19 protein-coding genes and 1 pseudogene are annotated in these 25,204 nt (G+C 67.2%); 8 read left to right on the forward strand and 12 right to left on the reverse strand.

What is annotated here, in order from left to right:
* Window positions 1–214 precede the first annotated feature (214 nt).
* The 5 genes from KW836_RS00880 to KW836_RS00900 all read right to left on the reverse strand — a co-directional run bounded on the left by KW836_RS00880 (window position 215) and on the right by KW836_RS00900 (window position 4,992).
* Window positions 215–919 carry an ABC transporter ATP-binding protein gene (locus KW836_RS00880; RefSeq protein WP_175139050.1) on the reverse strand — a complete coding sequence of 235 codons (705 nt, stop codon included), beginning with the start codon at window positions 917–919 and terminating at the stop codon, window positions 215–217.
* The gene (locus KW836_RS00885) at window positions 919–1,761 is read right to left on the reverse strand and encodes an ABC transporter ATP-binding protein (protein WP_255595046.1); all 843 of its coding nucleotides are present in this window, start codon (window positions 1,759–1,761) and stop codon (window positions 919–921) included. Before KW836_RS00885 ends, KW836_RS00880 begins: the two co-directional genes overlap by 1 nt.
* A complete protein-coding gene (locus KW836_RS00890; protein ID WP_175125944.1) occupies window positions 1,758–2,720 on the reverse strand; it encodes a branched-chain amino acid ABC transporter permease in 963 nt (320 codons plus the stop codon). Before KW836_RS00890 ends, KW836_RS00885 begins: the two co-directional genes overlap by 4 nt.
* A gap of 2 nt (window positions 2,721–2,722) precedes the next feature.
* Window positions 2,723–3,643 (reverse strand): branched-chain amino acid ABC transporter permease, encoded by a 921-nt coding sequence (locus tag KW836_RS00895; protein WP_063953921.1) that lies wholly within the window; start codon window positions 3,641–3,643, stop codon window positions 2,723–2,725.
* 185 nt (window positions 3,644–3,828) lie between these two features.
* Complete coding sequence (locus tag KW836_RS00900; protein WP_175125945.1) at window positions 3,829–4,992, reverse strand: ABC transporter substrate-binding protein; 1,164 nt, start codon at window positions 4,990–4,992, stop codon at window positions 3,829–3,831.
* Window positions 4,993–5,230: 238 nt separating this feature from the next.
* Between KW836_RS00900 and KW836_RS00905 the strand changes: the two genes are divergently transcribed.
* The 7 genes from KW836_RS00905 to KW836_RS00935 all read left to right on the forward strand — a co-directional run bounded on the left by KW836_RS00905 (window position 5,231) and on the right by KW836_RS00935 (window position 12,543).
* Entirely contained in the window at window positions 5,231–6,124 is an 894-nt protein-coding gene (locus KW836_RS00905) for an alpha/beta hydrolase (protein WP_175125946.1), read from the forward strand.
* A gap of 11 nt (window positions 6,125–6,135) precedes the next feature.
* Window positions 6,136–6,630: a MarR family winged helix-turn-helix transcriptional regulator gene (locus KW836_RS00910; RefSeq protein WP_218342213.1), complete on the forward strand. Its 495-nt coding sequence runs from the start codon at window positions 6,136–6,138 to the stop codon at window positions 6,628–6,630.
* A 60-nt stretch (window positions 6,631–6,690) separates the two neighbouring features.
* A complete protein-coding gene (locus KW836_RS00915) occupies window positions 6,691–7,731 on the forward strand; it encodes a hypothetical protein (RefSeq protein ID WP_218342214.1) in 1,041 nt (346 codons plus the stop codon).
* 142 nt (window positions 7,732–7,873) lie between these two features.
* The gene (gene argJ, locus KW836_RS00920; protein WP_218342215.1) at window positions 7,874–9,100 is read left to right on the forward strand and encodes a bifunctional glutamate N-acetyltransferase/amino-acid acetyltransferase ArgJ; all 1,227 of its coding nucleotides are present in this window, start codon (window positions 7,874–7,876) and stop codon (window positions 9,098–9,100) included.
* A gap of 6 nt (window positions 9,101–9,106) precedes the next feature.
* Complete coding sequence (locus KW836_RS00925; RefSeq protein WP_175186021.1) at window positions 9,107–9,973, forward strand: ATP-binding protein; 867 nt, start codon at window positions 9,107–9,109, stop codon at window positions 9,971–9,973.
* Window positions 9,966–10,928, forward strand: coding sequence for a Nudix family hydrolase (locus tag KW836_RS00930; protein WP_175125951.1), 963 nt, complete (start codon window positions 9,966–9,968; stop codon window positions 10,926–10,928). The genes KW836_RS00925 and KW836_RS00930 overlap by 8 nt, the downstream gene beginning before the upstream one ends.
* 196 nt (window positions 10,929–11,124) lie before the next feature.
* Window positions 11,125–12,543: an amidase gene (locus tag KW836_RS00935; protein WP_218342216.1), complete on the forward strand. Its 1,419-nt coding sequence runs from the start codon at window positions 11,125–11,127 to the stop codon at window positions 12,541–12,543.
* A gap of 39 nt (window positions 12,544–12,582) precedes the next feature.
* On the opposite strand, the gene KW836_RS00940 is transcribed toward KW836_RS00935, so the two are convergent.
* The 7 genes and pseudogenes from KW836_RS00940 to KW836_RS00970 form a co-directional block, all read right to left on the reverse strand.
* A complete protein-coding gene (locus KW836_RS00940; protein WP_218342217.1) occupies window positions 12,583–14,136 on the reverse strand; it encodes an efflux transporter outer membrane subunit in 1,554 nt (517 codons plus the stop codon).
* The gene (locus KW836_RS00945; protein ID WP_218342218.1) at window positions 14,133–17,246 is read right to left on the reverse strand and encodes a multidrug efflux RND transporter permease subunit; all 3,114 of its coding nucleotides are present in this window, start codon (window positions 17,244–17,246) and stop codon (window positions 14,133–14,135) included. The genes KW836_RS00940 and KW836_RS00945 overlap by 4 nt, the downstream gene beginning before the upstream one ends.
* On the reverse strand, window positions 17,243–20,341 hold the full coding sequence (locus KW836_RS00950; protein WP_218342219.1) for an MdtB/MuxB family multidrug efflux RND transporter permease subunit: 3,099 nt from the start codon (window positions 20,339–20,341) through the stop codon (window positions 17,243–17,245). Before KW836_RS00950 ends, KW836_RS00945 begins: the two co-directional genes overlap by 4 nt.
* Before the next feature lie 12 nt (window positions 20,342–20,353).
* Window positions 20,354–21,619: an MdtA/MuxA family multidrug efflux RND transporter periplasmic adaptor subunit gene (locus KW836_RS00955; protein ID WP_218342220.1), complete on the reverse strand. Its 1,266-nt coding sequence runs from the start codon at window positions 21,617–21,619 to the stop codon at window positions 20,354–20,356.
* Between the two features lie 133 nt (window positions 21,620–21,752).
* A complete protein-coding gene (zapD, locus tag KW836_RS00960; protein ID WP_218342221.1) occupies window positions 21,753–22,505 on the reverse strand; it encodes a cell division protein ZapD in 753 nt (250 codons plus the stop codon).
* Window positions 22,502–23,195, reverse strand: a pseudogene (coaE, locus tag KW836_RS00965) (dephospho-CoA kinase). Before coaE ends, zapD begins: the two are co-directional and overlap by 4 nt.
* Before the next feature lie 142 nt (window positions 23,196–23,337).
* On the reverse strand, window positions 23,338–24,186 hold the full coding sequence (locus KW836_RS00970; RefSeq protein WP_218343231.1) for an A24 family peptidase: 849 nt from the start codon (window positions 24,184–24,186) through the stop codon (window positions 23,338–23,340).
* A 202-nt stretch (window positions 24,187–24,388) separates the two neighbouring features.
* Here KW836_RS00970 and KW836_RS00975 point away from each other — a divergent pair, with 202 nt between their 5' ends.
* Window positions 24,389–25,177: a copper resistance protein NlpE N-terminal domain-containing protein gene (locus tag KW836_RS00975; RefSeq protein WP_175139033.1), complete on the forward strand. Its 789-nt coding sequence runs from the start codon at window positions 24,389–24,391 to the stop codon at window positions 25,175–25,177.
* Window positions 25,178–25,204 lie beyond the last annotated feature (27 nt).

The following is a 25,204-nucleotide window of genomic DNA, read 5'->3' on the forward strand; positions in this document are numbered from 1 at the left end:
TTGAGCCATGAGCCTGAACGCCTGCGCCCCGTGCGGGCAACCGGCGCGGCTAGTGTAGATGCCAGGGGGGTTTATTGATACAGGTGCAAACGTCTGGATGCGTTCGAGACACCTTAAGTTTCACCGCAGCAATATATATCGTGATTTATTGCGTTTTATATCAGCGGCTGTTACGCCTGGCAGGTCCGAATTGCAGCTTTATTACGACACGTTGTCAGACGCCCAGATAGCGTTCCCAGAGGCTGCGGTCGGCGTCCAGGGCCTGCGAGTTGCCGGTCCACACCACTTTGCCGCGCTCCAGGATGACATGGCGATCGGCCAGGCTGAGTAACCTTTCGACATATTTGTCAATCACCAGGATCGTCTGCCCGGCCTGACGCAGACGCGCCAGGCAGTTCCAGATCTCTTCCCGGATTTTCGGCGCCAGCCCTTCGGTGGCTTCGTCCAGAATCAGCAGCCGGGGGTTGGTCACCAGCGCGCGGCCGATGGCCAGCATCTGCTGCTCGCCGCCCGACAACTGGTTGCCCATGTTTCGGGCGCGTTCAGCCAGCCGGGGGAAGAGTTCAAAGACGCGATCGGGCGTCCACGGTTCGCCGATCTCCGGGTTGCGCCCGGCCACGAAGGCCGTCAGGTGTTCGCGCACCGTCAGATTGGGAAAGCACTGGCGCCCTTCCGGGACGATGGCGACGCCGGCCCGCGCGATGCGGTCCGGACTCCATCCGCTGATGTCCTGCCCTGCAAAATGGATCTTGCCGCCGCGCAGCGGCAACTGGCCGAACAGCGTGCGCAGCAGCGTCGTCTTGCCCATGCCGTTGCGGCCCAGCAGCGTCACGACCTGCCCCGCGCCGATCTCCAGGTCCACGCCAAACAGCACCTGGCTGGCGCCGTAGCCGCTCTTGGCCGATTCGATGGTCAGCATCATGCGGTCTCCTCGTCGCCCAGGTAGGCCTGGCGCACTTCGGGGTTGGCGCGGATCTCGTCCGGCGTGCCCGAGGCAATCACCCGCCCGTACACCAGCACGGACAGGCGGTCGGCCAGACGGAACACCGCCTGCATGTCGTGTTCAACCAGCAGCATGGCGGCGCGTCCCCGCAAGGATTCGATCAATTCGGTCAGGCGGACGGTTTCGTCGGGCCCCATGCCTGCCATGGGTTCGTCCAGCAGCAGCACCTTGGGCCGGGCGGCAAGCGCCAGCGCGAATTCCACCTTGCGCTGTTCGCCGTGCGGCAACGTGCCCGCGGCGCGGTCGAGCAGGCTGGCGTCGATGGCGCATTCGCGGGCCAGCTCGCGCGCCTGTTCGTACAGCGCCGATTCCGCGGCGCGCGGCTTCCAGAAGCGGAAGCTGCTGCCGGCGTGGGCCTGCACGGCCAGCACCAGGTTATCCAGCACGCTGGACTGCTTGAAGATGTTGGTGATCTGGTAGGACCGCGACAGGCCCGCCGCCACGCGCTGGTGCGCGTTCATTGCGGTGACGTCGCGGCCGTCGACTTCCAGCGTGCCGGCGTCGGCAGACAGCGTGCCCGACAGCAGGTGGATCAGCGTGGACTTGCCCGCGCCGTTGGGGCCGATCAGGGCATGGATCTCGCCCGGCGCCAGCGACAGCGATACGTTGTCGGTGGCCACCAACGCGCCAAAGCGCCGGACCAGACCGCGCGCCTGCAGGGCGTGCGTTCCCGGGGCGGGTGTCCCCAAGCGGTGCGTCCCCGCGGGTTGCGTCCTATTCGCGGCTGCGCCAGTCGTGGCATTCATCGGATTGCTCATGAGCCCACCTTGCCGGATTGCGGCGCAGCGCGCCCGCTGAACAGCGGCCCGAACAGGCCGACCAGGCCGCGCGGCGCGCCAAACACCACGCAGAGCAGCAGCACGCCCAGGGGCAGGTGCCAGTATTCGGTCCACAGGCGCAGCACTTCTTCCAGCGTCAGCATCACGACCGCACCGGCCACGCCGCCATAGCGCAGGCCGATGCCGCCCACCAGCACCATGATCAGCAGGTTGGCCGACTGGGTCCAATGCATCAGGCTGGGCGAAATGAAGAGGTTGTGGTTGGCCAGCAGCGCGCCGGCCAGCCCCGCCGCCGCGCCGCTCAGCGTGAACGCCATCAGCTTGATGCGGTACACGGGATAGCCCATGGACTCCATGCGCGATTCGTTCTCGCGGATGCCCTGCAGCGCCATGCCGAAGCGCGAGGCGACGACGTGACCGAAGGCCCACATCAGCAGCGCGAACAGCGCCAGCACCAGGTAATAGAAGCTGACATCGTGGGCCAGGTCGATGCCCGGCAGCGTGGAATATCCCGGCAGGTTCAGGCCATCCTCACCGCCGTACTGGCGCAGCGAGATGAAGATGTAGAACAGCATCTGCGCGAACGCCAGCGTGATCATGATGAAGTACACGCCTCGTGTGCGCAGCGAGATCGCGCCCGTGATGCAGGCCAGCACGCCCGCCAGCAGCATGGCCACCGGCCAGGACACCAGCGCGGACGTGACGCCCGACATGGACAGGATGCCCACCGCATAGGCGCCCGCGCCGAAGAACGCCGCGTGACCCAAGGCCACCATGCCGCCATACCCCAGGATGAGGTTCAGGCTGGTGGCCGCCAGCGCGTAGATCAGCACGCGCCGCACGAAGGAAATGTAGAAGTCCAGGCCCAGCATGGGCGCGACCAGCGGGAACACCGCCAGCGCGGCCAGCAGGACCACGGTCCAGATCTTGGTTTTCATGGTCAGCCCCGCGCCGGAAAGAGGCCAGAGGGCCGGAACACCAGCACTGCCGCCATCAACACGTAGATGGCGATGGCCGCCAGCGTCGGACCGACGCTGGATGCCACGGCCGGCGAAAACACCTGGCGCAGCAGCATCGGCAGGAACGCCCGGCCGGCGGTGTCGACCATGCCGACCAGAAGCGCGCCCACGAAGGCGCCCCGGATCGAGCCGATGCCGCCGATGACGATGCACACCAGCACCAGGATCAGGATTTCTTCGCCCATGCCCACCTGCACCGAGGTGATCGGCCCCAGCAGCGCACCCGCCACCGCGGCCAGCATGGCGCCCAGCACGAACACGCCCAGGAACAGCAGCGGCACGCGCACGCCCATCAGCGTGGCCATCTGGCGGTTCGACGCCCCGGCCCGCACCAGCACGCCGGCACGGGTTCGCGTCACGAACCAGTACAGGCCCGCGGCCGCGGCCACGCCGAAGACGATGATCATCAGGCGGTAGGCGGGATACATCAGGTCGGGCAACAGGCGCACGGGACCGGACAGCATCGCGGGCATGTTCAGCATGACCGGCGCCGGACCCCAGATCATCTTGACCAGGTCATTGGCAATAAGGATGACAGCGTAGGTGCCCAGCACCTGGGCCAGATGGTCACGCAGCGCCAGGCGGCGGATGAGCGAGAGCTCCAGCACGATGCCGACGATGCCCGTGGCAACCGCCGCCACAAGAACCGCGGCGGTGAACGAGCCGGTGCGTTGCATGGTTTCGGCGGCGACATAGGCGCCAGCCATATAGAGCGAGCCGTGAGCCAGATTCATGATGTCCATGATCCCGAACACCAGGGTCAGCCCGGCCGCAATCAGAAACAACATCAACCCAAACTGCAGACCGTTCAGCAATTGCTCGACGATCAGCGTAAACGTCATGAAAACTTCCCCCTTGCCGCGCGCCGCCGATGGGCCCCCGCGATCAATTCACCAAAGCTATCCCACCTGCATCAGCGACGCATCCCCGCGCCCAAGCCGCCGCCCCCAAGCGGGGTCGCGCGGATCCGGCTTCGCCGGTCCGCTGCGACGCCCCCTGGGGGGAAGCGCGCAGCGCTTCGGGGGGATCAGAGCTTGCAGTCGCCTACGTACACGTCCTGGTACTTGTCGAAGACCTTGCCCACCAGCTTGTTGGTGATGCGGCCGCTGCCGTCTTTCTCGACGACGCGCAGGTAGTAGGCCTGGATCGGGTAGTGGTTCTTGCCGTAGGTGAAGCTGCCGCGCACCGAGGGGTAGTCGGCCTTTTCCAGCGCCTTCACGATGGCATCACGGTCGGTGGCCTTGCCGCCGGCCTGCTTGACGGCGGCGTCCATGGCCATGATCACGTCATACGCCTGGGCGGCGTACACCGACGGGTAACGGCCGTTGTATTCCTTGCGGAAGGCCTCGACGAAGGCCTTGTTCTGCGGCACGTCCAGGTCATGCGCCCATTGCGCCGTGTTGTACATGCCCAGCATGGGGTCGCCCACGGCCTGGATCACGTCCTCGTCGGCCGAGAAGCCCGGGCCGATCAGCTTGACGTTCTGCGACAGGCCGGCGGACACGAACTGCTTGACGAAGTTGATGCCCATGCCGCCCGGCAGGAAGATGTAGACGGCGTCCGGCTTGGCGGCGCGGATCTGCGCGATCTCTGCGGCGTAGTCGATCTGGCCGAGCTTGGTGTAGACCTCGTCGCCCGGAGCGGTCTTGTAGCCGCGCTTGAAGCCGGTCAGCGCATCCTTGCCGGCCGGGTAGTCCGGGGCCATGATGAACATCTTCTTGAAGCCGCGGTCGGCCGCGACCTTGCCGGCCGCTTCGTGGAAGGCATCGTTCTGGTACGACGTGCCGAACCAGTAGTTGTTGCACTGGGCGCCGGCGAACTGGCTGGGACCGGGGTTGTTGGACAGGTAGGGCACCTTCGCGGCGAACAGCGCGGGGCCGACGGCCAGCGCGACGTTCGAGCCGATGGGCCCCGTGAAGAAGTCGACCTTTTCGCGCTGGATGTAGCGCGTGACGAGCTGGCGGGCCTGGTCCGGATTGCCGCCCATGTCGGTTTGCAGGAATTCCGCGGGCTGGCCGCCCAGCTTGCTGCCCAGTTGCTTGATGGCCAGGTTGAAGCCGTCGCGGGCTTCGGCGCCCAGCGCCGAGAACGGGCCCGAGATGTCGTTGGCGATGCCGACCTTGACGGTGTCGGCCTGTGCCAGGGCCGGAATCAGGGCGGCGGCAGCCAGGAAGGAAGTGATCAAACGCATGGTGGTGTGCTCCGTGCGCGAGCCCGCGCAGAGGGTGTTCTTTTTGAAAGTGCGATGCGAAAGACTTCTATGCCCGGCCCGCTGGCGCGATGGTCGCCGCCGTCAGGCCGGTGCCTGCAGAACGTATGCTCTGCAACGCCCCAATCCCCTTATGCAGCACAGGGAAAACTGGCGTGGTTCATAGTTTAGGTTTAAAGTAATCGGCAAAACAAGTCTAGGGTTTTTACCACCTGCCGCCATGGTCACCCTCTACCGCAACTACGATCGCGCCGAACTGGACGTCCAGTACAACGCTCGCGCGACAGTACCCGACATCCAACCGATACTCAAGAAATACGCCGAGGACAGCGCCACGGCGCGCAGCACGCTGGAATGCGCGCTGGACGTGCCTTTTGGCGATCATCCGGATGAACTGCTGGACATATTTCCAGCCGCGGCCGGCAAGTCCGGCGCGCCCGTCTTCGTGTTCATTCACGGCGGCTACTGGCGCCTCTTGTCCAAAAACGAATCCAGCAACATGGCGCCCGCGTTCACGCAGGCGGGCGCGGTGGTGGTGTCGGTGAATTATTCGCTGGCCCCCGCCGTCACGCTGGACCGTATCGTGGATCAGAACCGGCGCGCGCTGGCCTGGATTCACCACCACATCGCCGAGTACGGCGGCGACCCGTCGCGCATCCACATCTGCGGCAGCTCGGCGGGTGGTCATCTGGTCGGCGCCCTGCTGGCCGGCGGCTGGCATGCCAGCTACGACGTGCCGCCCGGCGTCGTCAGGGGCGCCGCGCCCCTGTCGGGCCTGTTCGACCTGCGCCCGCTGGTGCACACCCACATCAACGAATGGATGCGCATGAGCGAAGCCGATGCCATCCGCAACAGCCCCGCCCTGCATTTGCCGCAGGCGGGCTGCCCGCTGGTGGTCAGCTACGGAGAATCCGAAACCGACGAATTCAAGCGCCAGAGCGATGATTATCTGGCCGCATGGCGGGCGCGCGGTTTTCCCGGTAGGTATGTACCAATGCCAGGCACCAATCATTTTGATATTGTCCTGACGCTCAACGATCCGAACAGCCCGCTGACCCAAGCCATCTTCGAACAGATGGGTCTGGCGCCCTCTTCACCCCCGCATTCCCGGTAATCTTCCGAGCCATGACCGATACCCCCGACCTGGAATCCCGCGCCGCGCCCGACGACCATCACGCGCTGCGCCTGTGGCTGCGCATGCTGACCTGCGCCAACCTCATCGAAGGCGAGATCCGCAGCCGCCTGCGCAACGACTTCGACACCACCCTGCCGCGTTTCGACCTGATGGCGCAGTTGCAGCGCGCCCCCAAGGGCATGAAGATGGGCGAGCTGTCGCGCCACATGATGGTCACCAACGGCAATATCACCGGGATCACCGACCAGCTCGAAAAAGAAGGCCTGGTGGTGCGGACCAAGGTCGAGTCCGACCGCCGCAGCTCGCTCATCAAGCTGACGCCGCAAGGCAAGAAGAGCTTTGCGCGCATGGCCCGCGCCCACGAGACCTGGGTCAAATCCATGTTTGCCGAACTGCCCGAGGCCAGCCGCAACGCCCTGTTCCAGGCGCTGGGCGAACTGAAGCTGCAGGTGGTGGCCACGCGCTCGGCGGCGGCCCGCGACTGAGGGCGGACCAGGACTTTTTCGCGACGGTCCGGCCTGCCGGATTGGCGCATAATTGCCGCCATGATTCCGGTTTCTCTTCCTGGCGGTAATTTCTATGTGCTGATGGCGGCTTCGCTCGCCTGCCTCGCCACGCTGTTCACCTGGCTGGCCGCCCTGGCCACCTCGCCCGGCGCGCGAGACTGGCTGTCCGGCCACCGGCGCGCCGGCACCGTCCTGATGGCCGTGCTGGCCGTCATCGGCGCCATCTTCCCGTATCAGCAGTTCAGCCAGTGGTTCTCGGTCCAGCGCGAAGCGCAGGCCGACGACGCGCGCAAGACGGTGCTGTCACAACCCACGCAACTGGCCGGCGTCCAGATGCCCACCGGCACCACGCTTCGGCTTGCCACGCCCGGTGAACTGGCATCGTTCGACCGGGCCGTCTTTCCCGAATCCCACCCGGCAGACATTAACGGCGTCGCCGCGACGCGCCTGTTCCGTTACCCCGCCACGCCCAAGCAGCCCGAAACCCTGTCCGCCGAGATCGCGCGGGACCAGGCGCTGGAAGGCTGGCTCTGCGCGCACGGCCATCGCATCGAATTCGTGGTGCAAGGCGGGCATCCGCAGTTTTCCAGCTGCCACCTTGCCATCGGCAATACGCTGGACCAGCAACCGGTGCCCGCGGGCGCCTGGTTGAAGGTCGACCCCGCCGCCCGCGGCACGCCGCTGGACAAGACCGGCACGGCGCCCCGCTGGCTGCTGCGCACCGAAGGCAGCGACGCCCTGACCGTCGCCGGGATCCCCTTGCTGAAGGTCGACCTGCAACTGGACGCGCAGCGCCGGATGCTGGGCTTCGAGGGTCTGGCGGCGCGCGACACCGTCCTGGGCGAAATGACCTACCCGCCGGGCACGCGCGTACTGGCCGCCAACCCGCGCCTGCAGGGCGCGCAGCCTGGCGATCTGCTGTTCTCGCCGTCCCGCGGGCGCTCGGCGCGCCGGGCGGGCGGCGAAGACGTCCCGACCGGCAAGTCGGTGCTGCAGGCGCCCGACGGCACGGTGCGCAGCGTGCTGAGCAACCGCGAAGCCGGCGTGCTGGACGTGGCCGCCATGCGCATGGCTCCCTGAGGCCGGCGCCTGGGGCCGCCTCCCCTCGGGTTGCCGAGGGGACCGGCCACCCCCGCCGGATCCGGTGGGATAATACGAACCTTTCCCGCGCGCCGCCGTGCCTGGCGGCGGTTCCGTCCCGCTCACACCAAGAGACGAAGTCATGGCCGTTAATCTGCAGATCCCCTCCGAGTCCGAAATTTTTCCTGTTGCCGGCGTAGAAATCGGCGTCACCGAGGCCGGCATCCGCAAGGCCAACCGGCGCGACCTGACGGTGTTCCGCCTGGCCGAAGGCACCAGCGTGGCGGGCGTCTTCACGCGTAACCGCTTCTGCGCCGCCCCGGTGCAGGTCTGCCAGGCCCACCTGGCCGCCGGCGGCCCGATCAGCGCGCTGGTCATCAACACGGGCAACGCCAACGCCGGCACCGGCGAAGAAGGCCTGAAGAAAGCCAAGGACACGTGCGATGCACTGGGCAAGCTGCTGGGCGTGCCCGCCGCGCAGATCCTGCCGTTCTCCACCGGCGTCATCCTGGAACCCCTGCCGCTCGACCGCCTGACCGCCGGCCTGCCCGCCGCCATCGCCGACCTGGCCGCCGACCACTGGTCCAGCGCCGCCCACGGCATCATGACCACCGACACGCTGCCCAAGATTTCGTCCGCCAAGGTGCAGATCGACGGCAAGACGGTCACCTTCACCGGCATCAGCAAGGGCGCGGGCATGATCCGTCCCAACATGGCCACCATGCTCAGCTTCCTGGCCACCGATGCCGGCATTGCCCAGCCGCTCCTGCGCAAGCTGGCCGTGGAAATCGCCGATGCCTCGTTCAACCGCATCACGGTCGACGGCGACACCTCCACCAATGACTCCTTCATCATCGCCGCCACCGGCAAGTCGGACGTCAACGTCAACAGCGAATCCGACGCCGCCTACGCCGCCGTGCGCGAGGCCCTGACCGCCGCCGCGCTGGAACTGGCCACCAAGATCGTGCGCGACGCCGAAGGCGCCACCAAGTTCATGACGATCCGCGTCGAAGAAGCCGGCACCACCGAGGAAGCCCTGAAGGTCGCGTATGCCGTGGCGCACTCGCCGCTGGTCAAGACCGCGTTCTTCGCATCCGACCCCAACCTGGGCCGCATCCTGGCCGCGGTCGGCTACGCCGGCATCGACGACCTGGACGTGTCCAACATCCGCCTGTGGCTGGACGACGTGCTGGTTGCCAAGAACGGCGGCCGCAACCCCGACTACCAGGAAGCCGACGGCCAGCGCGTGATGAAGCAGGCCGAGATCTCGGTGCGCATTGCGCTGGGCCGCGGCCAGGTCAGCGACACGGTCTACACCTGCGACTTCTCGCACGAGTACGTGTCGATCAACGCCGACTACCGTTCCTGATCGACCATGACGGCTACCGAGTTCACCACGCTGATCCAGCGCGCCGAACGCGTGCTGGCGCAGCTGGAGGCCTTCCTGCCTCCCGCCCCGCCCGACATCGACTGGACCGCCCACGCGTTCCGCTGGCGCAAGCGCGGCGCGCGCGGCTGGCTGGACGCCGTGCGCCACGTGGCGCGCATCGACATGCAGGACCTGCAGCACATCGAGCGCCAGAAGGCCACCATCGACCGCAACACGCTGCAGTTCCTTGAAAAGAAGCCCGCCAACAACGTGCTCATGACCGGCGCACGCGGCACCGGCAAAAGCTCGCTGGTCAAAGCCATGCTGGCCGCCTACGGCGACCGCGGCCTGCGCCTGATCGAAGTCGACAAGTCCGACCTCGGCGACCTGGCCGACATCGTCGAACTGGTGGCGGCGCGGCCCGAACGCTTCATCGTGTTCTGCGACGACCTGTCCTTTGAAGAAGGCGAGGCCGGCTACAAGGCGCTCAAATCGGTGCTGGACGGTTCGGTGTCGGCCTCGGGCGACAACGTCCTCATCTACGCCACGTCCAACCGGCGCCACCTGATGCCGGAATACATGAGCGAAAACCTGCAGGCCAAGCACCAGCCCGACGGCGAAATCCACCCCGGCGAAACCGTCGAGGAAAAGATCTCGCTGTCCGAGCGCTTCGGTCTGTGGCTGTCGTTCTACCCGTTCAAGCAGGACGACTACCTGGACATCGTGTATCACTGGCTGCGCGAGCTGGGCTGCCCTGAGCAGCACATCGAACCCTCGCGCACCGAGGCGCTGCAATGGACCATCGAACGCGGCTCGCGTTCGGGCCGCGTGGCGTATCAGTTCGCACGCGACTGGGCGGCCCGCCATGTCTGAAAAGATCGTCGACGTCGCCGCCGGCCTGATCCTGCGCCCGGACGGCAAGCTTCTGCTGGGCCAGCGGCCCGAAGGCAAGCCGTGGTCCGGCTGGTGGGAACTGCCGGGCGGCAAGCTCGAACCCGGCGAGACCGTGCTGCAGGCGCTGGCCCGCGAGCTTCAAGAAGAAATCGGCATCCGCGTCACGCAGTCGCGCCCGTGGGTCACGTACGTGCATGCCTACCCGCACACCACGGTGCGCCTGGCCTTCTGCCACGTCACCGGCTGGGAAGGCGAGCCCCAAAGCCTGGAAAATCAGCGGCTCGAATGGGTGGATCCTGCCAATGCGGCCTCGGTGGGCGACCTGCTGCCCGCCACCCTGCCCCCGCTGCGCTGGCTGCAACTGCCCACCACCTACGGCATCAGCGCCATTGGCTCGCGCGCGGGCATCGCGCCGTTCCTCGGCCGCCTGGACGCCGCGCTGGCGCGCGGCGTGAAGCTGGTGCAGTTCCGTGAACCGCAATGGCCGGACGGCGTGGGCGCCAGTTCGCTGCACGAAGTGCTGCAACAGGTCATCAAGCGCTGCCGCGCCGCCGGCGCGCGCGTGCTGGTCAACAGCATCCATCCCGTTGCATGGTGGAAAGAAGCCGACGGCGTGCACCTGCGCACGGCAGACGCGCTGCGCCTGACCGCCCGTCCGGAATTGCCCCGCAATGCGCTGGTCGGCGTCTCCGCGCATGACAACGCCCAGGTCGTCCACGCCCGCGAACTGGGCGCGGACTTCGCCGTGCTGGGCCCAGTGCTGGAAACGCCCAGCCATCCCGGCGCGCCGACGCTGGGCTGGGAAGGGTTTGTGGAAGGCAACCGGGATGCCGGCATACCGGTGTTCGCGCTGGGAGGCCAATCCACCCAGACCGTCTCGCAAGCCTTGCGCCACGGCGCGCACGGCATCGCCGGGATCCGCGGCGTGCTCTGACGCGCATCGCACTTCGCCTGGCCGTCCGACGGCCCATGCCCCGCATGGGCCGTTTTGTTTTTGACTCGCGCGGGAAAGCGCGCATAGACCAAACCCCCGCGCCGATGCACCCTACATGCCGAGACCGGCCGCCATCACGCGGACGGGGTTGCATGCGCCTGGCTGACAGACGCATGGCATCGCATCGAGGGAATCCATGTCTGACATCGCATTTGCCACCCTGGCCGACCTGGCGGATGGCCTGGCGCAGGGCCGCTACAGCTCGGTGGAATTGACGCGCCACTTCCTGGACCGCATCGACCGGGCAAATCCCACGCTGGGCGCTTTCATCAGCGTGGACAACGCGGGTGCACTGCGGCTGGCCGAAGCCGCCGACGCGCGGCGGCGCGCGGGCTACGGGCTGCTCAGCCCGCTGGACGGCGTGCCGGTGGCGGTCAAGGATTTGTGCGACATCCAGGGCCACATCACCACGGCGGGGTCCGAGGCCTGGCGCGAACGCCGCAGCGGCGTCACCGCCACCGCAGTCACGCGGCTGCTGGACGCGGGGATGGTGATGCTGGGCAAGACGCATATGGTGGAATTCGCCTTCGGCGGCTGGGGCACGAATCCTGTCATGGGCACGCCGCGCAACCCCTGGGACCTGGAGCGTGCGCGCGTGCCCGGCGGCTCATCCAGCGGATCCGGCGTCGCCGTGGCGGCCGGCCTGACGCCTGCCGCCCTGGGATCGGACACCGGTGGATCGGTCCGGATCCCGGCCGCCCTGAACGGCATCACGGGCCTGAAGACCACGCGCGGTCTCATCAGCCTGCACGGCGCAGTGGCGCTGTCGACGACGCTGGACACGTTGGGCCCGCTGACCCGCGACGCCCGCGACGCGATGCTGCTGACCGCACTGATGGCCGGCCACGACACTCAGGACCCGTTGACGTTCGGCATCCCCGCGTTCGACTACCGGGAGCCGGCCGGCGGCGCGCAGCCTCTGCGCGGCGTACGCATCGCGGTGATGCCGACGGCACAGCATCCCATCGCCGTGGACGCCGACGCGCTGTCGGCGCTGGACGACGCGCGCCGCGTGCTCGCCGCGCTGGGTGCGGATGTGGCCGAGACGCCCCTTCCCTTCGACTTTCGCGAGATGATGCAGCGCAACGGCCAGATCATCTCGGCCGAAGCCTACGCGCTGCATCGCGGCTACATCGAGGACCCTGCCAAGCCCATCGGCCAGTATGTGCGCGCGCGCGTGCTGTCGGGCAAGGGGATCTCGGCCGCCGACTACATCGCGGCATTGCAGGCGCACGCGCAGGCGCGCCGCGACTGGCTGGACTGGATGCAGGAGTTCGACGCCGTGCTCACGCCAGCCGCCCCGTTCGGCGCGCGTCCGCTGACCGAGGTGGACGAAGCGGCCACTCCGCTTGCGGCGTTCACCCGCCCGGGCAATTACATGAATGCAGCCGGGTTGGCGCTGCCCGCGGGCTTCACCAGCGACGGCTTGCCGCTAGGCGTGCAGTTGCTGGGCAAGCCCAACGCGGAAGGCGTGCTGGGCAAGATCGGCATCGCATTCCAGGCGGTCACCGAATGGCACCGCCAGCGGCCGGATCTGAAGGCGGTTGGCTTGTAAGGCCACCGCCTGGCGCAGGGGCGCCGGCCCCGCGCCAGGTTACTGCGCCGGCGTTTGCGCGGCAGGCGTTTGCGCGGCAGGTGTTTGCGCGGCGGACGTCTGCGTCACGGCCGGCCCGGCGCCGTCAGCACGCGCCGTCTCGACCGGCAGTCCTTCCCAACCGCCACCCAGCGCAACGATCAGATTGACGCTGGCCACCAGCCGGTTGCCCAGCAGGCTCAGCGCATTGCGCTCGCTGCTGAGCGCCGTGGCGTCCACCACGGCCACGCTCAGGTAGTCGACCAAGCCCGCCTTGTACTGGTTCTGGATCAGGCGCAGCGATTCGCGCGCCGATTCCAGCGCGCGGCGCTGCACGATCTGCTCCTGCTCCATCACGCGCAGCTGGATCAGGTAGTCCTCGACCTCGCGCAGACCGGTCAACGCCGCCTGGCGATAAGCCGCGGCCTGCGAGTCGTACGATGCGCGGGCCTGCTCGACCTGGGCCTCGCGCGCGCCGCCGTCGAAGATCGTCAACGCCAGGGCCGGCCCCAGCGACCAGAAACGGGCGGGCGCCGTCAGCAGCTCAGCGAATTCGCCATTGCGAAAACCGCCGTCGGCCGACAGCGTCAGGCTGGGGAACCACGCGGCCTGCGCCACGCCGATCTGCGCGTTGGCGGCCGCGGCGCGGCGTTCGGCGGCGGCCACGTCGGGACGGCGCTCGAGCAGCTCGGAGGGCAGGCCCACCGGAATCTGCGGAAGCCGCAACGTGAACACCGCGGGCGGCAGGCTGAACTGCGAAGGCGCCTGGCCCATCAGCACCGCGATCGCGTGCTCGTACTGACCGCGCTGCCAATCCAGGTCGATGGACTGCGCGCGGGTGCTTTCAAGCTGCGTGCGCGCGACGGCCACGTCGGCCTGTCCCGCGACGCCGACTTCGTAGCGGTTCTGCGTGAGCTGCAATGACTTTTCGTACGCGGCCACGGTGGCGTCAAGCAGGCGCTTCTGTTCGTCCAGCACGCGCAGTTGCAGATAGGTCTGCACCAGCGCGGCCTGCGCGCTCAGGCGGGTCGCGCCCAGGTCGGCCAGGCTGGCGGCGGCGCTGGCTTCAGAGGACTCGACGCTGCGGCGCACCCGGCCCCAGACGTCCAATTCCCAGCTGACGCTGCCCGTCAGCGAATACTGGTTGGACACGTTGCTGCCTGAAGCCGTCGAGGAACCGCTCTGCCCGCCATTGCCGCCTCGGGTCATGCCCGCCCCCGCGCCCACGGTGGGGTAGAAGCCCGAACGCGCGCCGCGCACCAGACCGAGCGCCTGACGGTAGTTCGCCTCGGCCTGCGCGATGGTCTGGTTGGACGTGTTCAGCCGGTCCACCAAGCCATTCAGCGTGGCGTCGTCATAGACCTTCCACCACGCGCCGCGGTCGGCGTCGTCGCGCGGCTGGGCCGGCTTCCAGCCGGGCACCTCGACCTGGCCTTCCTTGTAGGCCACGCCCACGTCCAGCGCCGGGCGCTGATAGTCGGGCCCGACCGCGCAGGCGCCCAGCAGCGCGCAAAGCGCGAGCGTGGCCGCGGCGCGGCCAAGAGTGGCGGAGGAATACGGCTTGGTACGGATCATGTGTGTTCTATGGAAGCGGAATTCCCGCCCCGCGAAGCGCGCCGGCGCGCGGCCCACAGGCGGAAGCGGTCCAGATAAAGATAGACCACGGGCGTGGTGTACAGCGTGAGGATCTGGCTCAGCACCAGGCCGCCCACGATGGTAATGCCAAGCGGCTGGCGCATCTCGACGCCGGCGCCGGTGGCCAGCACCAGCGGCAGCGCGCCGAAGATGGCCGCCATCGTCGTCATCATGATCGGACGGAACCGCGTCAGGCACGCCTGAAAGATCGCGTCGCGCGGCGTCATGCCGTGGTGGCGTTGGGCGTCCAGCGCAAAATCCACCATCATGATCGCGTTCTTCTTGACGATGCCGATCAAGAGGAACACGCCGATCAGCGCAATCAGCGTGAAGTCGTATCGCACCAGCAGCAACGCAAGCAGCGCGCCCAGCCCCGCCGACGGCAGCGTGGACAGGATGGTGAGCGGGTGGATGAAGCTTTCGTACAAAATGCCCAGCACGATGTACATGGTGACCAGCGCGGCCAGGATCAGCCAGGGTTGCTGCGCCAGCGTCTGCTGCAACGCGGCGGCGGTGCCCTGAAAGCCCGCCTGGATCTGGTCAGATGGCAAGCCCAGGCGCGCCACGGCATTGTCGATCGCGGTGGTCGCCTGCCCCAGCGACACGCCGGGCGCCAGGCTGAACGAGATGGTGTCGGCCACGAACAGGCCCTGGTGACTCACGCTGAGCGGCGCGTTCGCGTTTTCAAGCTTGGTGAACGCCGACAGCGGCACGCGGGCGCCGTCCGCGGTGATGACCTCGACCTGGCGCAGCGATTCGATGTCCTGCGCGAACTTCGGGTCCACGCCCAGCACCACGTGATACTGGTTGAGCGGCCCGTACATGACCGACACCTGGCGCTGGCTGAACGAGTTGTTCAGCACCGTGGAAATGGTGGCCATGCTGATGCCCAGCCGCGTCGCGGCTTCGCGGTCGATGACCAGGTTGATCTCGCGGCCGCGGTCCTCGACGTCGGCGTCCACGTCGGTGATCTCCGGAATCTTGGCCATCGCCTGCTGCACCTTGGGCATCCAGGTGCGCAGCAGTTGCAGATCGCCCGACATCAGCGTGTAGTCGTACGAACCCTGGCTTTGGCGGCCACCGATGCGGATGTCCTGCTGCGACACGAGAAACAGGCGCGCGCCGGGCATGTTCTGCAGCTTGGCGCGCAGGCGATTGATGACGACGTCGGCCGAAACCTTGCGCTCACCCAGCGGCTTGAGCTGGATCTGCATGAAGCTGCTGTTGCTGCCGCCGCGCCCGCCCGCGTATCCGGTCATGCTTTGCACGGCCGGATCGTCCAGCACCACCTTGCGCAGCGCTTCAAGCTTGGGCAGCGTGGCCTGGAACGATGTGCCCTGGTCGACACGGAAAAAGCCCAGCAGCTGACCCGTGTCCTGCTGCGGGAAAAAGCCCTTGGGCACCACGGTGTACAGATAGACGTTCAGGCCCACGGCGATCGCCAGCGTCAGCATCATCAGGCGGCCGTGCGCCAGCGCCCAGCCCAGCGAGCGGCGATAGCCGTCCTGCATGGACTGAAAGCCGCGCTCGGTCCAGCGCGCCAGCCGGCCCGGCGGCTTGGGATCCTTGGGTTCGGGCCGCAGCAGGCGCGCGCACATCATGGGCGTGAGCGTCAACGACACCACCAGCGACACCAGGATGGCGGCGGACAAGGTGACGGCAAACTCGCGGAACAGACGCCCCACCACCCCGCCCATCAGCAGGATGGGAATGAACACCGCCACCAGCGACAGGCTCATCGACAGCACCGTGAAACCGACCTCGCGCGAGCCGCGCAAGGCGGCGCGCATCGGCGACATCCCGTTCTCGACGTGGCGCATGATGTTTTCAAGCACCACGATCGCGTCGTCCACCACGAACCCCGTGGCGACGATCAGCGCCATCAGCGAGATCGTGTTCAGCGTGTAGCCGCACAGGTACATGATGCAGAACGTGCCGATCAGCGACACCGGCACCGCGACGCTGGGAATGATGGCCGCGCGCCAGCGCCGCAGGAACAGCAGCACCACCAGCACCACCAGCCCGACGGCGATGATGAGCGTCAGCTCGGCCTCGTGCAGCGACGCGCGGATGCTGGGGGTGCGGTCCTGCGCAACCGTCATGTTGACGTCGGCGGGCATCAGCGCCTGCAGCACGGGCAACTGCGCGCGCACGGCGTCCACGGCTTCGATGATGTTGGCGTCGGCCTGCCGCCGCACGACCATCAGGATGGCGTTGCGGTCGTTGAAAAAGCCGGTCTGATACAGGTCTTCGACCGAGTCTTCCACCTTGGCCACATCGGACACGCGCACCGGTCGGCCGTCGCGCCAGGCGACGATCAGCGGCCGGTATTCCTCGGCCCGGCTGAGCTGGTCGCTGACCATGATCTGCCAGTGGTAGCGGTCGTTTTCAAGCACGCCCTTGGGGCGGTTGGCATTGGCGTTGGCCAGCGTGGCGCGCAGTTCGTCCAGCGACACGCCCTGGTTGGCCAGCGCCCCGGGCAGCACCGTCACGCGCACCGCCGGCAGCGAGCTGCCGCCCACCGTGACCTCGCCCACCCCGTCCACCTGCGACAGCTTCTGCGCCACGATGGTAGAGGCCAGGTCGTACAGCTGGCCCTGGCTGAGCGTGTCGGACGTCAGCGCCAGCGTCAGGATCGGCGCGTCCGACGGATTGGACTTGTTATAGGTGGGATTGCTGCGCAGGCCGGTCGGCAAAAGCGAACGCGCCGCGTTGATCGCGGCCTGCACGTCGCGCGCCGCGCCATTGATGTCGCGCGACAGGTCGAACTGCAGCGTGATGCGCGTGGACCCCTGCGAGCTGCGCGACGTCATTTCCGTGACGCCCGCAATGCTGCCCAGCGAACGTTCCAGCGGCGTGGCGACGCTGGAGGCCATGGTCTCGGGACTGGCGCCCGGCAGGCTGGCCGACACGGAAATAGTGGGGATGTCCACCTGCGGCAGCGGCGCCACGGGCAACAGAAAGAACGCAAGCATGCCGGCCATTACGACCGCCAGGCTCAGCAGCGTGGTCGCCACCGGCCGGACGATAAAGGGGGCCGACAGGATCATCGCGCGTCTCCGGCGGACGGCGCACCCGCGCCGCGCCAACGGCGGGACATGCGATCGAACATCAGGTAGATGACCGGCGTGGTGAACAGCGTCAGCACCTGCGACAACAGCAGGCCGCCGACCATCACCAGGCCCAGCGGCTGGCGCAGTTCAGCGCCGGTGCCGGTGGACAGCATCAGCGGCAAGGCGCCGAACAGCGCGGCCAGCGTGGTCATCAGGATGGGCCGGAAGCGCAGCAGCGCGGCCTCGTGGATGGCCTCGCGCGGCGCGAGTCCCCGCTTGCGTTCGGCGTCCAGCGCGAAGTCGATCATCATGATCGCGTTCTTCTTGACGATGCCGATCAGCAGGATGATCCCGATGATGCCGATCATGTCCAGTTCCGTGCCGCTGATCAGCAGCGCCAGCAACGCCCCCACGCCTGCGGATGGCAGCGTGGACAGGATGGTGATGGGGTGGATGTAGCTTTCATAGAGCACGCCCAGCACGATGTACATCGTGACCACGGCCGCCAGAATCAGCCACAGCGTGCTGGACAGCGAATTCTGGAACGCCAGCGCCGCGCCCTGAAAGCGCGTTTCGACACTGGACGGCATGCCGATTTCGGCTTCGGCAGCCTTGATGTTTTCCACAGCGTCGGACAACGAGGCGCCGGGCGCCAGGTTGAACGACACGGTCACCATCGGGAACTGGTCAAGCCGGTTCACGGCCAGCACCGTCCGGCCTTCGCTGATGTGCGCAACGGAAGACAGCGGCACCTGCGCGCCCGTGGAGGTGGGCACGTGGATCTGCCCCAGCGCGCTGGGCGACATCTGGAATTGCGGCAGGACTTCGAGCACCACGCGGTACTGGTTGGACTGCGTGAAGATCGTGGAGATCAGCCGCTGGCCGAAGGCGTTGTACAGCGTCTCGTCGATGACGGCGGCGGTGATGCCCAGCCGCGAGGCCGCGTCGCGGTCGATCTCCACCCAGGTCTGCAGGCCGTCGTCCTGCAGGTCGTCTGCCACGTCCATCAGGCCCGGCACGGCGCGCAGACGCTCGACCAGCTTGGGCGTCCACTCGCTCAGCACTTTCAGGTCGGGATTGGACAGCGTCATCTGGTACTGCGTGCGGCTGACGCGGTCTTCGATGGTCAGGTCCTGCACCGGCTGCATGTAGACGGTCAGGCCGTCCTGCTTGTTCAGGCTTTCCTGCAGGCGGGCCATGACGGTGCGCAGATCGCCATTGCGCTCGGCCTGGGGCTTGAGCGAAATCTGCATGCGGCCGGCGCTGAGCGTGGCGTTGCTGCCGTCCACCCCGATGAAGGACGACACGGCCTGCACGTCGGGATCTTCCAACACCAAGCGGGCCGCCGCCTGCTGGCGCTGGGACATGGCGGTGAACGAAATGGACTGCGGCGCCTGCGTGATGGCCTGGATGAGGCCGGTGTCCTGCTGCGGGAAGAAGCCTTTGGGCACCACCAGGTAAAGCAGCACGGTCAGCGCAAAGGTGGCCACCGCCACGATCAGCGTCAGCGTCTGATGGCGCAGCACGACCTGCAACATGCGGTCATAGCCGGCGATGATGCGGTCGATGAAGGCGCCCGTGGCCTGATGAAAACGCCCGTGCTTCGTTTCGGATTCGGCGCGCAGCAGGCGCGCGCACATCATCGGGGTCAGCGTCAGCGACACCACCAGGGAAATCAGGATGGCCACCGCCAGCGTGATCGCAAATTCGCGGAACAGCCGGCCCACGACCTCCGTCATGAACAGCAGCGGAATCAGCACGGCGATCAGCGAGAGGGTCAGCGAGATCAGCGTGAAGCCGATCTGCGACGCGCCTTTCAGTGCGGCCTGCATCGGCTTTTCGCCTTCTTCGATGTGGCGGGCGATGTTCTCGATCATGACGATGGCGTCGTCCACCACGAAGCCGGTGGCAATGGTCAGCGCCATCAGCGTCAGGTTGTTGATCGAGAATCCGGACAGATACATGATCCCGAACGTGCCCACCAGCGACAGCGGCACGACGACGCTGGGAATCAGCGTGGCCGTCAGGCTGCGCAGGAAGATGAACGTGACCATGACCACCAGCCCGACGGCCAGCAGCATTTCAAACTGCACGTCGGCGACCGAGTCGCGGATGGTCTGCGTGCGGTCCGACACCACCGTCACGTCCAGCGTGGCGGGCAGCGCGGCGCGCAACTGCGGCATCAGCGCCTGGATACGGTCGACCACGTCGATTACGTTGGCGCCGGGCTGGCGCTGGATGTTCAACAGGATGGCGGGTTTGTCGCCGGCCCACGCGGCCTGGCGGGTGTCTTCGGCGCCTTCAACCGCGCGCGCCACGTCGGCCAGCCGCAACGGCGCACCGTTCTTGTACGCGATGATCAGGCTGTTGTAGTCGGTGGGCGACTTGAGCTGGTCATTTGCGTTGATGGTGGTGGAGCGCTGCGGACCGTCCAGGTTGCCCTTGGGCTGGTTGACGTTGGCGCCGACGATGGCGGTACGCAGGTCGGCCAGCGACAGGCCATTGGCTGCCAGCGCCTGCGGATTCACCTGGACCCGCACGGCGGGGCGCTGCCCGCCCGCAACGCTGACCAGACCCACGCCCGGGATCTGCGACAGCCGCTGCGCCACGCGCGTATCGACCAGGTCGCGCACCTGCGGCAGCGGCATGGTAGGCGACGTGATCGCCAGCGTCAGCACCGCCGCGTCGGCCGGGTTGACCTTGTTGTAGGTCGGGGGCACCGGCAGGTCGGACGGCAGCAGGTTCGACGCGGCGTTGATGGCCGCCTGCACCTGCTGTTCGGCCACGTCCAGCGGCAGCGTCAGGTTGAATTGCAGGGTGATGACCGAGGCGCCGCCCGAACTGGTGGACGACATCTGGTTCAGGCCGGGCATCTGGCCGAACTGGCGCTCCAATGGTGACGTGACCAGCGACGTCATGACGTCGGGACTGGCGCCGGGATACAGCGTCACGACCTGAATCGTTGGATAGTCGACTTCGGGCAGCGCCGAAACCGGCAGGAAACGGTAGGCGATGAGGCCCGCGATCAGGATGGCCACCATCGACAGGGTGGTGGCCACGGGGCGCAGGATGAAAAGGCGCGACGGGCTCACGGCGTTCTCGGCTTACTTGGACGCGGGCGTGGTGCCGGCCGGCGCCCCCGCGCCCAGCGTCTTGTCGCGGGTGGCGGGAATGACTTCGGCGCCGCCCAGGATTTCCACCTTGGCGCCAGCGCGCAGGCGGTCGGTGCCTTCCGTGACGACGCGGTCACCCGGCTTCAAGCCTTCGTTCACGGCGACCATGCCGCTGTTGATGGCGCCCAGCTTGACCTGGCGCACCGCGATCGTGTTGTCGTCCTGCACCAGGAAGACGAAGGCGCCGGCCGAACCCTGCTGGACCGCCGCCGTCGGAATGGCGGTCACGTCTTTGCGGGTCAGGACGTGCAGGCGCACGTTGACGAACTGGTTGGGGAAAAGCGCATCGTCGGCGTTGTCGAAGCGGGCCTTGAGCTTGAGCGTGCCGGTGGTCACGTCGATCTGGTTGTCCAGCGTTTCGAGCGTGCCGGTCGCGATGCGGCGGGTGTCGGCGCGGTCGTAGGCGTCGACCGTCAACGTCTTGCCGGCGGCGAGTTCCGCGCGCACTTCGGGCAACTGCGTCTCAGGCAGGGTGAAGACGACGGAAATCGGCTGAGTCTGGGTGATGACGACCAGACCGTTGGTGTCCGCGCTGGACACGAGATTGCCGCGGTCCACCTGGCGCAGACCCAGACGGCCGCTGATCGGCGCGGTGATGCGCGCGTAATCGAGTTGCAGCTTGGCGTTGTCGACATTGGCCTGATCGCTCTTGACCGTGCCTTCGTACTGGCGCACCAGCGCGGCCTGCGTGTCGACCTGTTGGCGGGCAATGGAATCCTGCTTGAAGAGGGCCTGGTAGCGCTGCAGGTCGCGGCGGGCGTTTTCCAGCTGGGCCAGGTTCTGCATCTGCGTGCCGCGCGCCTGGTCCAAGGCCACCTGGAACGCACGCGGGTCCACCTGCGCGAGCAGGTCGCCGGCCTTGACCTGCTGCCCTTCCTGGAAGGCGACGTCGACGAGTTCGCCGCTGACGCGGCTTCGGACGGTGACGGTGTTGTAGGCGGTGACGGTGCCCAGCGAGCGCAGGAAGATGTCGATGTCCTGCTGGGCGGCGGTGGCGATCCGCACCGGCACCGGCAGGTTGGCCATGGCCGCCATGGGAGGCCGGCCGCCGGCACGTCCGCCGGGACCACCCTGCTTGGCCGAGGGCCGGAGCACCAACCACGCGATCGCCGCCACAACGAGGAGCAGCAGACCCAAGCCGACCACGCGGCGACGGCTCCAGCGGGAGGGTGGGGATACAGGACGGCTATCGGACATGGAAACGGTTCCGGCACACTCGGAAGGAAAGCCGTATTGTCTACTAGACCGTCCCGATTTCGGCCCTGATGACCGTCATGCTGAAACTACCCGCAACAGGAATCCGGGCAGCGAAACCCTGCGTAACTTCAGCCTAAGAGCTACAGAGGGTCATCTGGAATGACACATCACGGGCCACCTGCTGGGGTTTGAACTCCCCGTCCTGGGTGGAAAAACGTATCCAGATCATGTACTTATTGGCGCTGATCTCGGGGAAGACGCCGTGGGTGGGGTCCACCCAGACGCGCAGCAGCTGGAACTGCTTGCCGCCCAGCATCTGCTGGTAGGCGCCCTGCTCGGCCACGATGTCGATTTTGCGTCCGGACTCGCGCAACAGGCGCAGCGCCAGGGTCAGGCCATCGTAAAGGGGAATGAAGGGGGACACCCACGCCTGCAGGTCCGCGCAGCGCGCGGCCTCGGGCTTGTTCTGCCAGGCATAGTACGAAGGCATGTCGACCTGCGTGGCGCTGCCGGGCACCGACAGACGTCCGCGCAGGCTGGTCAGCCATTCGTTCTCGCGCAGCGACTGGCCGGTCTTGCCAGGGGCAGCCAGGGCACTGGCCACCTTTTCCATTTCGCGCAGCATGCCTTCCAGCGCGTCCTGCGCCACGCCGGGATGATCGCGCAGCCCGACCAGCGCCAAGCGCTGGCGTTCAAGGTCTTGCAGGACCGCGCCTTTCACGTCGGTGCGTTCGCACGCGTCGAGCAGATCGAAAAGGGAGGTGACGGCAACCTGATGCTGGCGTGAGTCACCCTCGCGAGCAAAGAAGAAGAGCCTGTCGAACAGGTATTCCAGCCGCAGATAAGCACGGATGCGCTCGTTGAAGGGATATTCGTAAACGATCACGCTTTTTTACAGGCCCTATCAAGTGGTTGGCCGGCGGGCCAAGAATTTTCAGGGGTGCCGGCAGCCGCTGGCTTACCGGCCCGTGGTGGTCGCCAGCGCCAGCCAGCGGTCATGCAGGGTCAACGCCCGCGCGCGCAACTGTTCCGGTGTTGTCGTTGCGTCGTTGAGTATGACGTCGTCCGCGACCTCCAACCGGCGTGCCCGCGCAGCCTGTGCCGCCATGATACGCCTGATGTCCTGCTCCGTCAGCCCGCTGCGCTGCTGCACGCGAGCGACCTGCGTTTCGGGATCGCAATCGACCACGCAGATACGATCCACGCGGTCACGCCAACGGTCCAGGGACTCAACCAATAGCGGCACCACAAAGACCAGATACGATCCGCGCGCGGCCGCCGCCTGCCGCTGCGTTTCGCGGCCGATGGCCGGATGCAGCACGGCCTCCAGCCGCCGCCGCACCTGCGGATCGGCGAACGCCTGCGTGCGCATCCACGCGCGGTCCAGCGCGCCGTCGGGCGTCAACGCCTGCGGTCCAAATTCGTGTTCGATCGCGGGCATGGCAGCGCCGCCGGCGGCGGTGAGCGATCGCGCGATCTCGTCGGTGTCGACCAACGCCGCGCCCCACTCCGCCAGCATGTCCGCCACGCGGGACTTGCCCGAGCCGATGCCGCCCGTCAGACCAATGTTGAACATGCTGCCTTTCCTTTGTCTCTTGCTTAGTGCCGTTGCATGGCCGTCGATGCCGGCGGCCCTCGGCTAGCCGATCGTCCTGACAGGCCGTCCTGACAGGCCGTCCCAACTGGCCGTCCTGCCCGGCCGTCCTGACTGGCCGTCCCTAGTTCATGAACTGCCACATGCCTTGTTCGCCGCCCAGCAGCAGCATGACCAGGCCGGCCAGCGCCAGGTACGGCCCGAAGGGCAAGGGCTGGCCGCGGCTGGCGCGGCCGGTGAGCGTCAGCGTTCCGCCGATCAGCACGCCCACCAGCGACGCACTGAGCAGCAACATCGGCAAGGCCTCGACACCAAACCACGCGCCCAGCGCGGCCAGCAGCTTGAAGTCGCCTTGCCCCATGCCTTCGCGCCCGGTCAACAGGCGGAACACATGAAAGATAACCCACAGGAAGAGATACCCGGCTGCCGCGCCGACCACCGCCGTCTGCACGCTGGTGAACGCATCAAACAGGTTCAGCAGCAGGCCCGCCCACACCAGCGGCTGCGTCAGAACGTCGGGCAGCAACGTCGTTTCGAAGTCGATCCATGCCAGCGCCACCAGCATGGCCGACAAGCCCATGGCCGCCAACGCGATCGGCGTTGCGCCAAAGCGCAGCGCGCAGGCGGCGAACAGCGCGCAGGTCAGGAGTTCAATGACGGGATAGCGCCAGCCGATGGGCGCGTGGCACGCCGCGCACCGGCCGCGCAGCAGCAGCCAGCCGAGCACGGGAATCCGGGCCATTCTTTCGATGGGCGCCTCGCAGGCCGGGCATTGCGAGGCCGGCGACAGCAGGCCATAGTGTCCGGCGGGCCGCGGCTTGCCGGCGGCGTCCAGGCACTGCGCCTGCCATTCGCGCTCCATCATGCGCGGCAGCCGATGGGTCAGCACCGTCAGCCAGTTGCCCACGAACAGGCCCGCCAGCGCCGCCACGCCGATGAAGACGCCAAAGGGTAGATCAAAGACGTGCCACATCGGCGTCATCGCCCCTTGCGGTCCGGACGCGCCTGCCCATCCGACAAACCGGCGATGGCGCAAGGAATGAGGAGCCGCGCGCGGCCGTGTCGTAATTTGTGCATAAAGTGCCGGGATGCCCGGGAACGGCTAAGGGGAACGTATCGAATCTTCGCATAAGTGCGTAAAATCGGAGACAGACTCAATTCACGGATAAGCTGCCATGGCCGCGCGCGTAGAAATCGTTTCCCGCTCCCGCAAACTCAGCGTCATGGGGCTGCTGCTAGCGGGCACCGTGATCGCCGCAACCGGCTGCGCCAAGCAGAAAGCTGAAGGCTATTACGACCTGCCGGCCGAAAGCACCGTGACCGACGCCCAGTACCAAGGTTCCGGCGCCGGCTACCGCACCGTCATCCGCGCCCCGTCGCAAGTGCAGATCGAGCTCAAGCCCGACGCGCGCCGTCAACAGAACCAGAATCAGCAGGCGGTTGCTGCCGGCCAGACCACCGAAGACGGCCAGTCCGTGCCCGAAGGCGCAGAAAGCGGTGCCGGTGGCTCCGGCGGCGCCGGCGGCTCGGCGCCCGCCCCCGTGGCCCCTGCCCCTGCGGCCAACGGCATCACCCATAGCCTCGTTCCGCAGCCGCAAACCTACATGGGCACGCTGCCGTGTTTTTCGCCCGCCATGCAGTGCACGGCCCAGCGCGTGACGCTGACGCTGGCGCCCAATGGCCGCTGGCGCGGCCGCACCGCCTACCTGGACAACGATCCCAAGAAGGGCCCGCCTGTTTCCGAGCAAGGCTGCTGGGACGCCACCGAAGAACGCCCGCCGCGCGTCATCCTGATGGACGGCCAAGGCAATGTCCGCGTGGAATTCGTGGTCGCAGCCAACAACGTGCTGCGCGTGCGCTCCATTGGCGGCCAGACCCCCAACCTGAACTACAACCTGACCCGCCAGCCGGATCTGGACCCGATCGACGAACTGGCCAGCGCCGCAGCGCCCAAGTGCCCTTGATCGAAGGGATGTCCGCCCACGGCGCTT

The organism is Achromobacter sp. ACM05 (assembly GCF_019218915.1).
GTDB lineage: Bacteria > Pseudomonadota > Gammaproteobacteria > Burkholderiales > Burkholderiaceae_B > Achromobacter > Achromobacter animicus.

What these genes read in the sequence shown, in the direction of transcription:
- KW836_RS00900 (WP_175125945.1), bottom strand. Translation starts at nt 4,992, where the DNA reads ATGCGTTTGATCACTTCCTTCCTGGCTGCCGCCGCCCTGATTCCGGCC.
- KW836_RS00890 (WP_175125944.1), bottom strand. Translation starts at nt 2,720, where the DNA reads ATGAAAACCAAGATCTGGACCGTGGTCCTGCTGGCCGCGCTGGCGGTG.
- KW836_RS00935 (WP_218342216.1), top strand. Translation starts at nt 11,125, where the DNA reads ATGTCTGACATCGCATTTGCCACCCTGGCCGACCTGGCGGATGGCCTG.
- KW836_RS00885 (WP_255595046.1), bottom strand. Translation starts at nt 1,761, where the DNA reads ATGAGCAATCCGATGAATGCCACGACTGGCGCAGCCGCGAATAGGACG.
- KW836_RS00895 (WP_063953921.1), bottom strand. Translation starts at nt 3,643, where the DNA reads ATGACGTTTACGCTGATCGTCGAGCAATTGCTGAACGGTCTGCAGTTT.
- KW836_RS00945 (WP_218342218.1), bottom strand. Translation starts at nt 17,246, where the DNA reads ATGATCCTGTCGGCCCCCTTTATCGTCCGGCCGGTGGCGACCACGCTG.
- KW836_RS00880 (WP_175139050.1), bottom strand. Translation starts at nt 919, where the DNA reads ATGCTGACCATCGAATCGGCCAAGAGCGGCTACGGCGCCAGCCAGGTG.
- KW836_RS00955 (WP_218342220.1), bottom strand. Translation starts at nt 21,619, where the DNA reads ATGTCCGATAGCCGTCCTGTATCCCCACCCTCCCGCTGGAGCCGTCGC.
- KW836_RS00970 (WP_218343231.1), bottom strand. Translation starts at nt 24,186, where the DNA reads ATGTGGCACGTCTTTGATCTACCCTTTGGCGTCTTCATCGGCGTGGCG.
- KW836_RS00930 (WP_175125951.1), top strand. Translation starts at nt 9,966, where the DNA reads ATGTCTGAAAAGATCGTCGACGTCGCCGCCGGCCTGATCCTGCGCCCG.
- argJ (WP_218342215.1), top strand. Translation starts at nt 7,874, where the DNA reads ATGGCCGTTAATCTGCAGATCCCCTCCGAGTCCGAAATTTTTCCTGTT.
- KW836_RS00910 (WP_218342213.1), top strand. Translation starts at nt 6,136, where the DNA reads ATGACCGATACCCCCGACCTGGAATCCCGCGCCGCGCCCGACGACCAT.
- KW836_RS00940 (WP_218342217.1), bottom strand. Translation starts at nt 14,136, where the DNA reads ATGATCCGTACCAAGCCGTATTCCTCCGCCACTCTTGGCCGCGCCGCG.
- KW836_RS00915 (WP_218342214.1), top strand. Translation starts at nt 6,691, where the DNA reads ATGATTCCGGTTTCTCTTCCTGGCGGTAATTTCTATGTGCTGATGGCG.
- KW836_RS00925 (WP_175186021.1), top strand. Translation starts at nt 9,107, where the DNA reads ATGACGGCTACCGAGTTCACCACGCTGATCCAGCGCGCCGAACGCGTG.
- KW836_RS00905 (WP_175125946.1), top strand. Translation starts at nt 5,231, where the DNA reads ATGGTCACCCTCTACCGCAACTACGATCGCGCCGAACTGGACGTCCAG.
- KW836_RS00975 (WP_175139033.1), top strand. Translation starts at nt 24,389, where the DNA reads ATGGCCGCGCGCGTAGAAATCGTTTCCCGCTCCCGCAAACTCAGCGTC.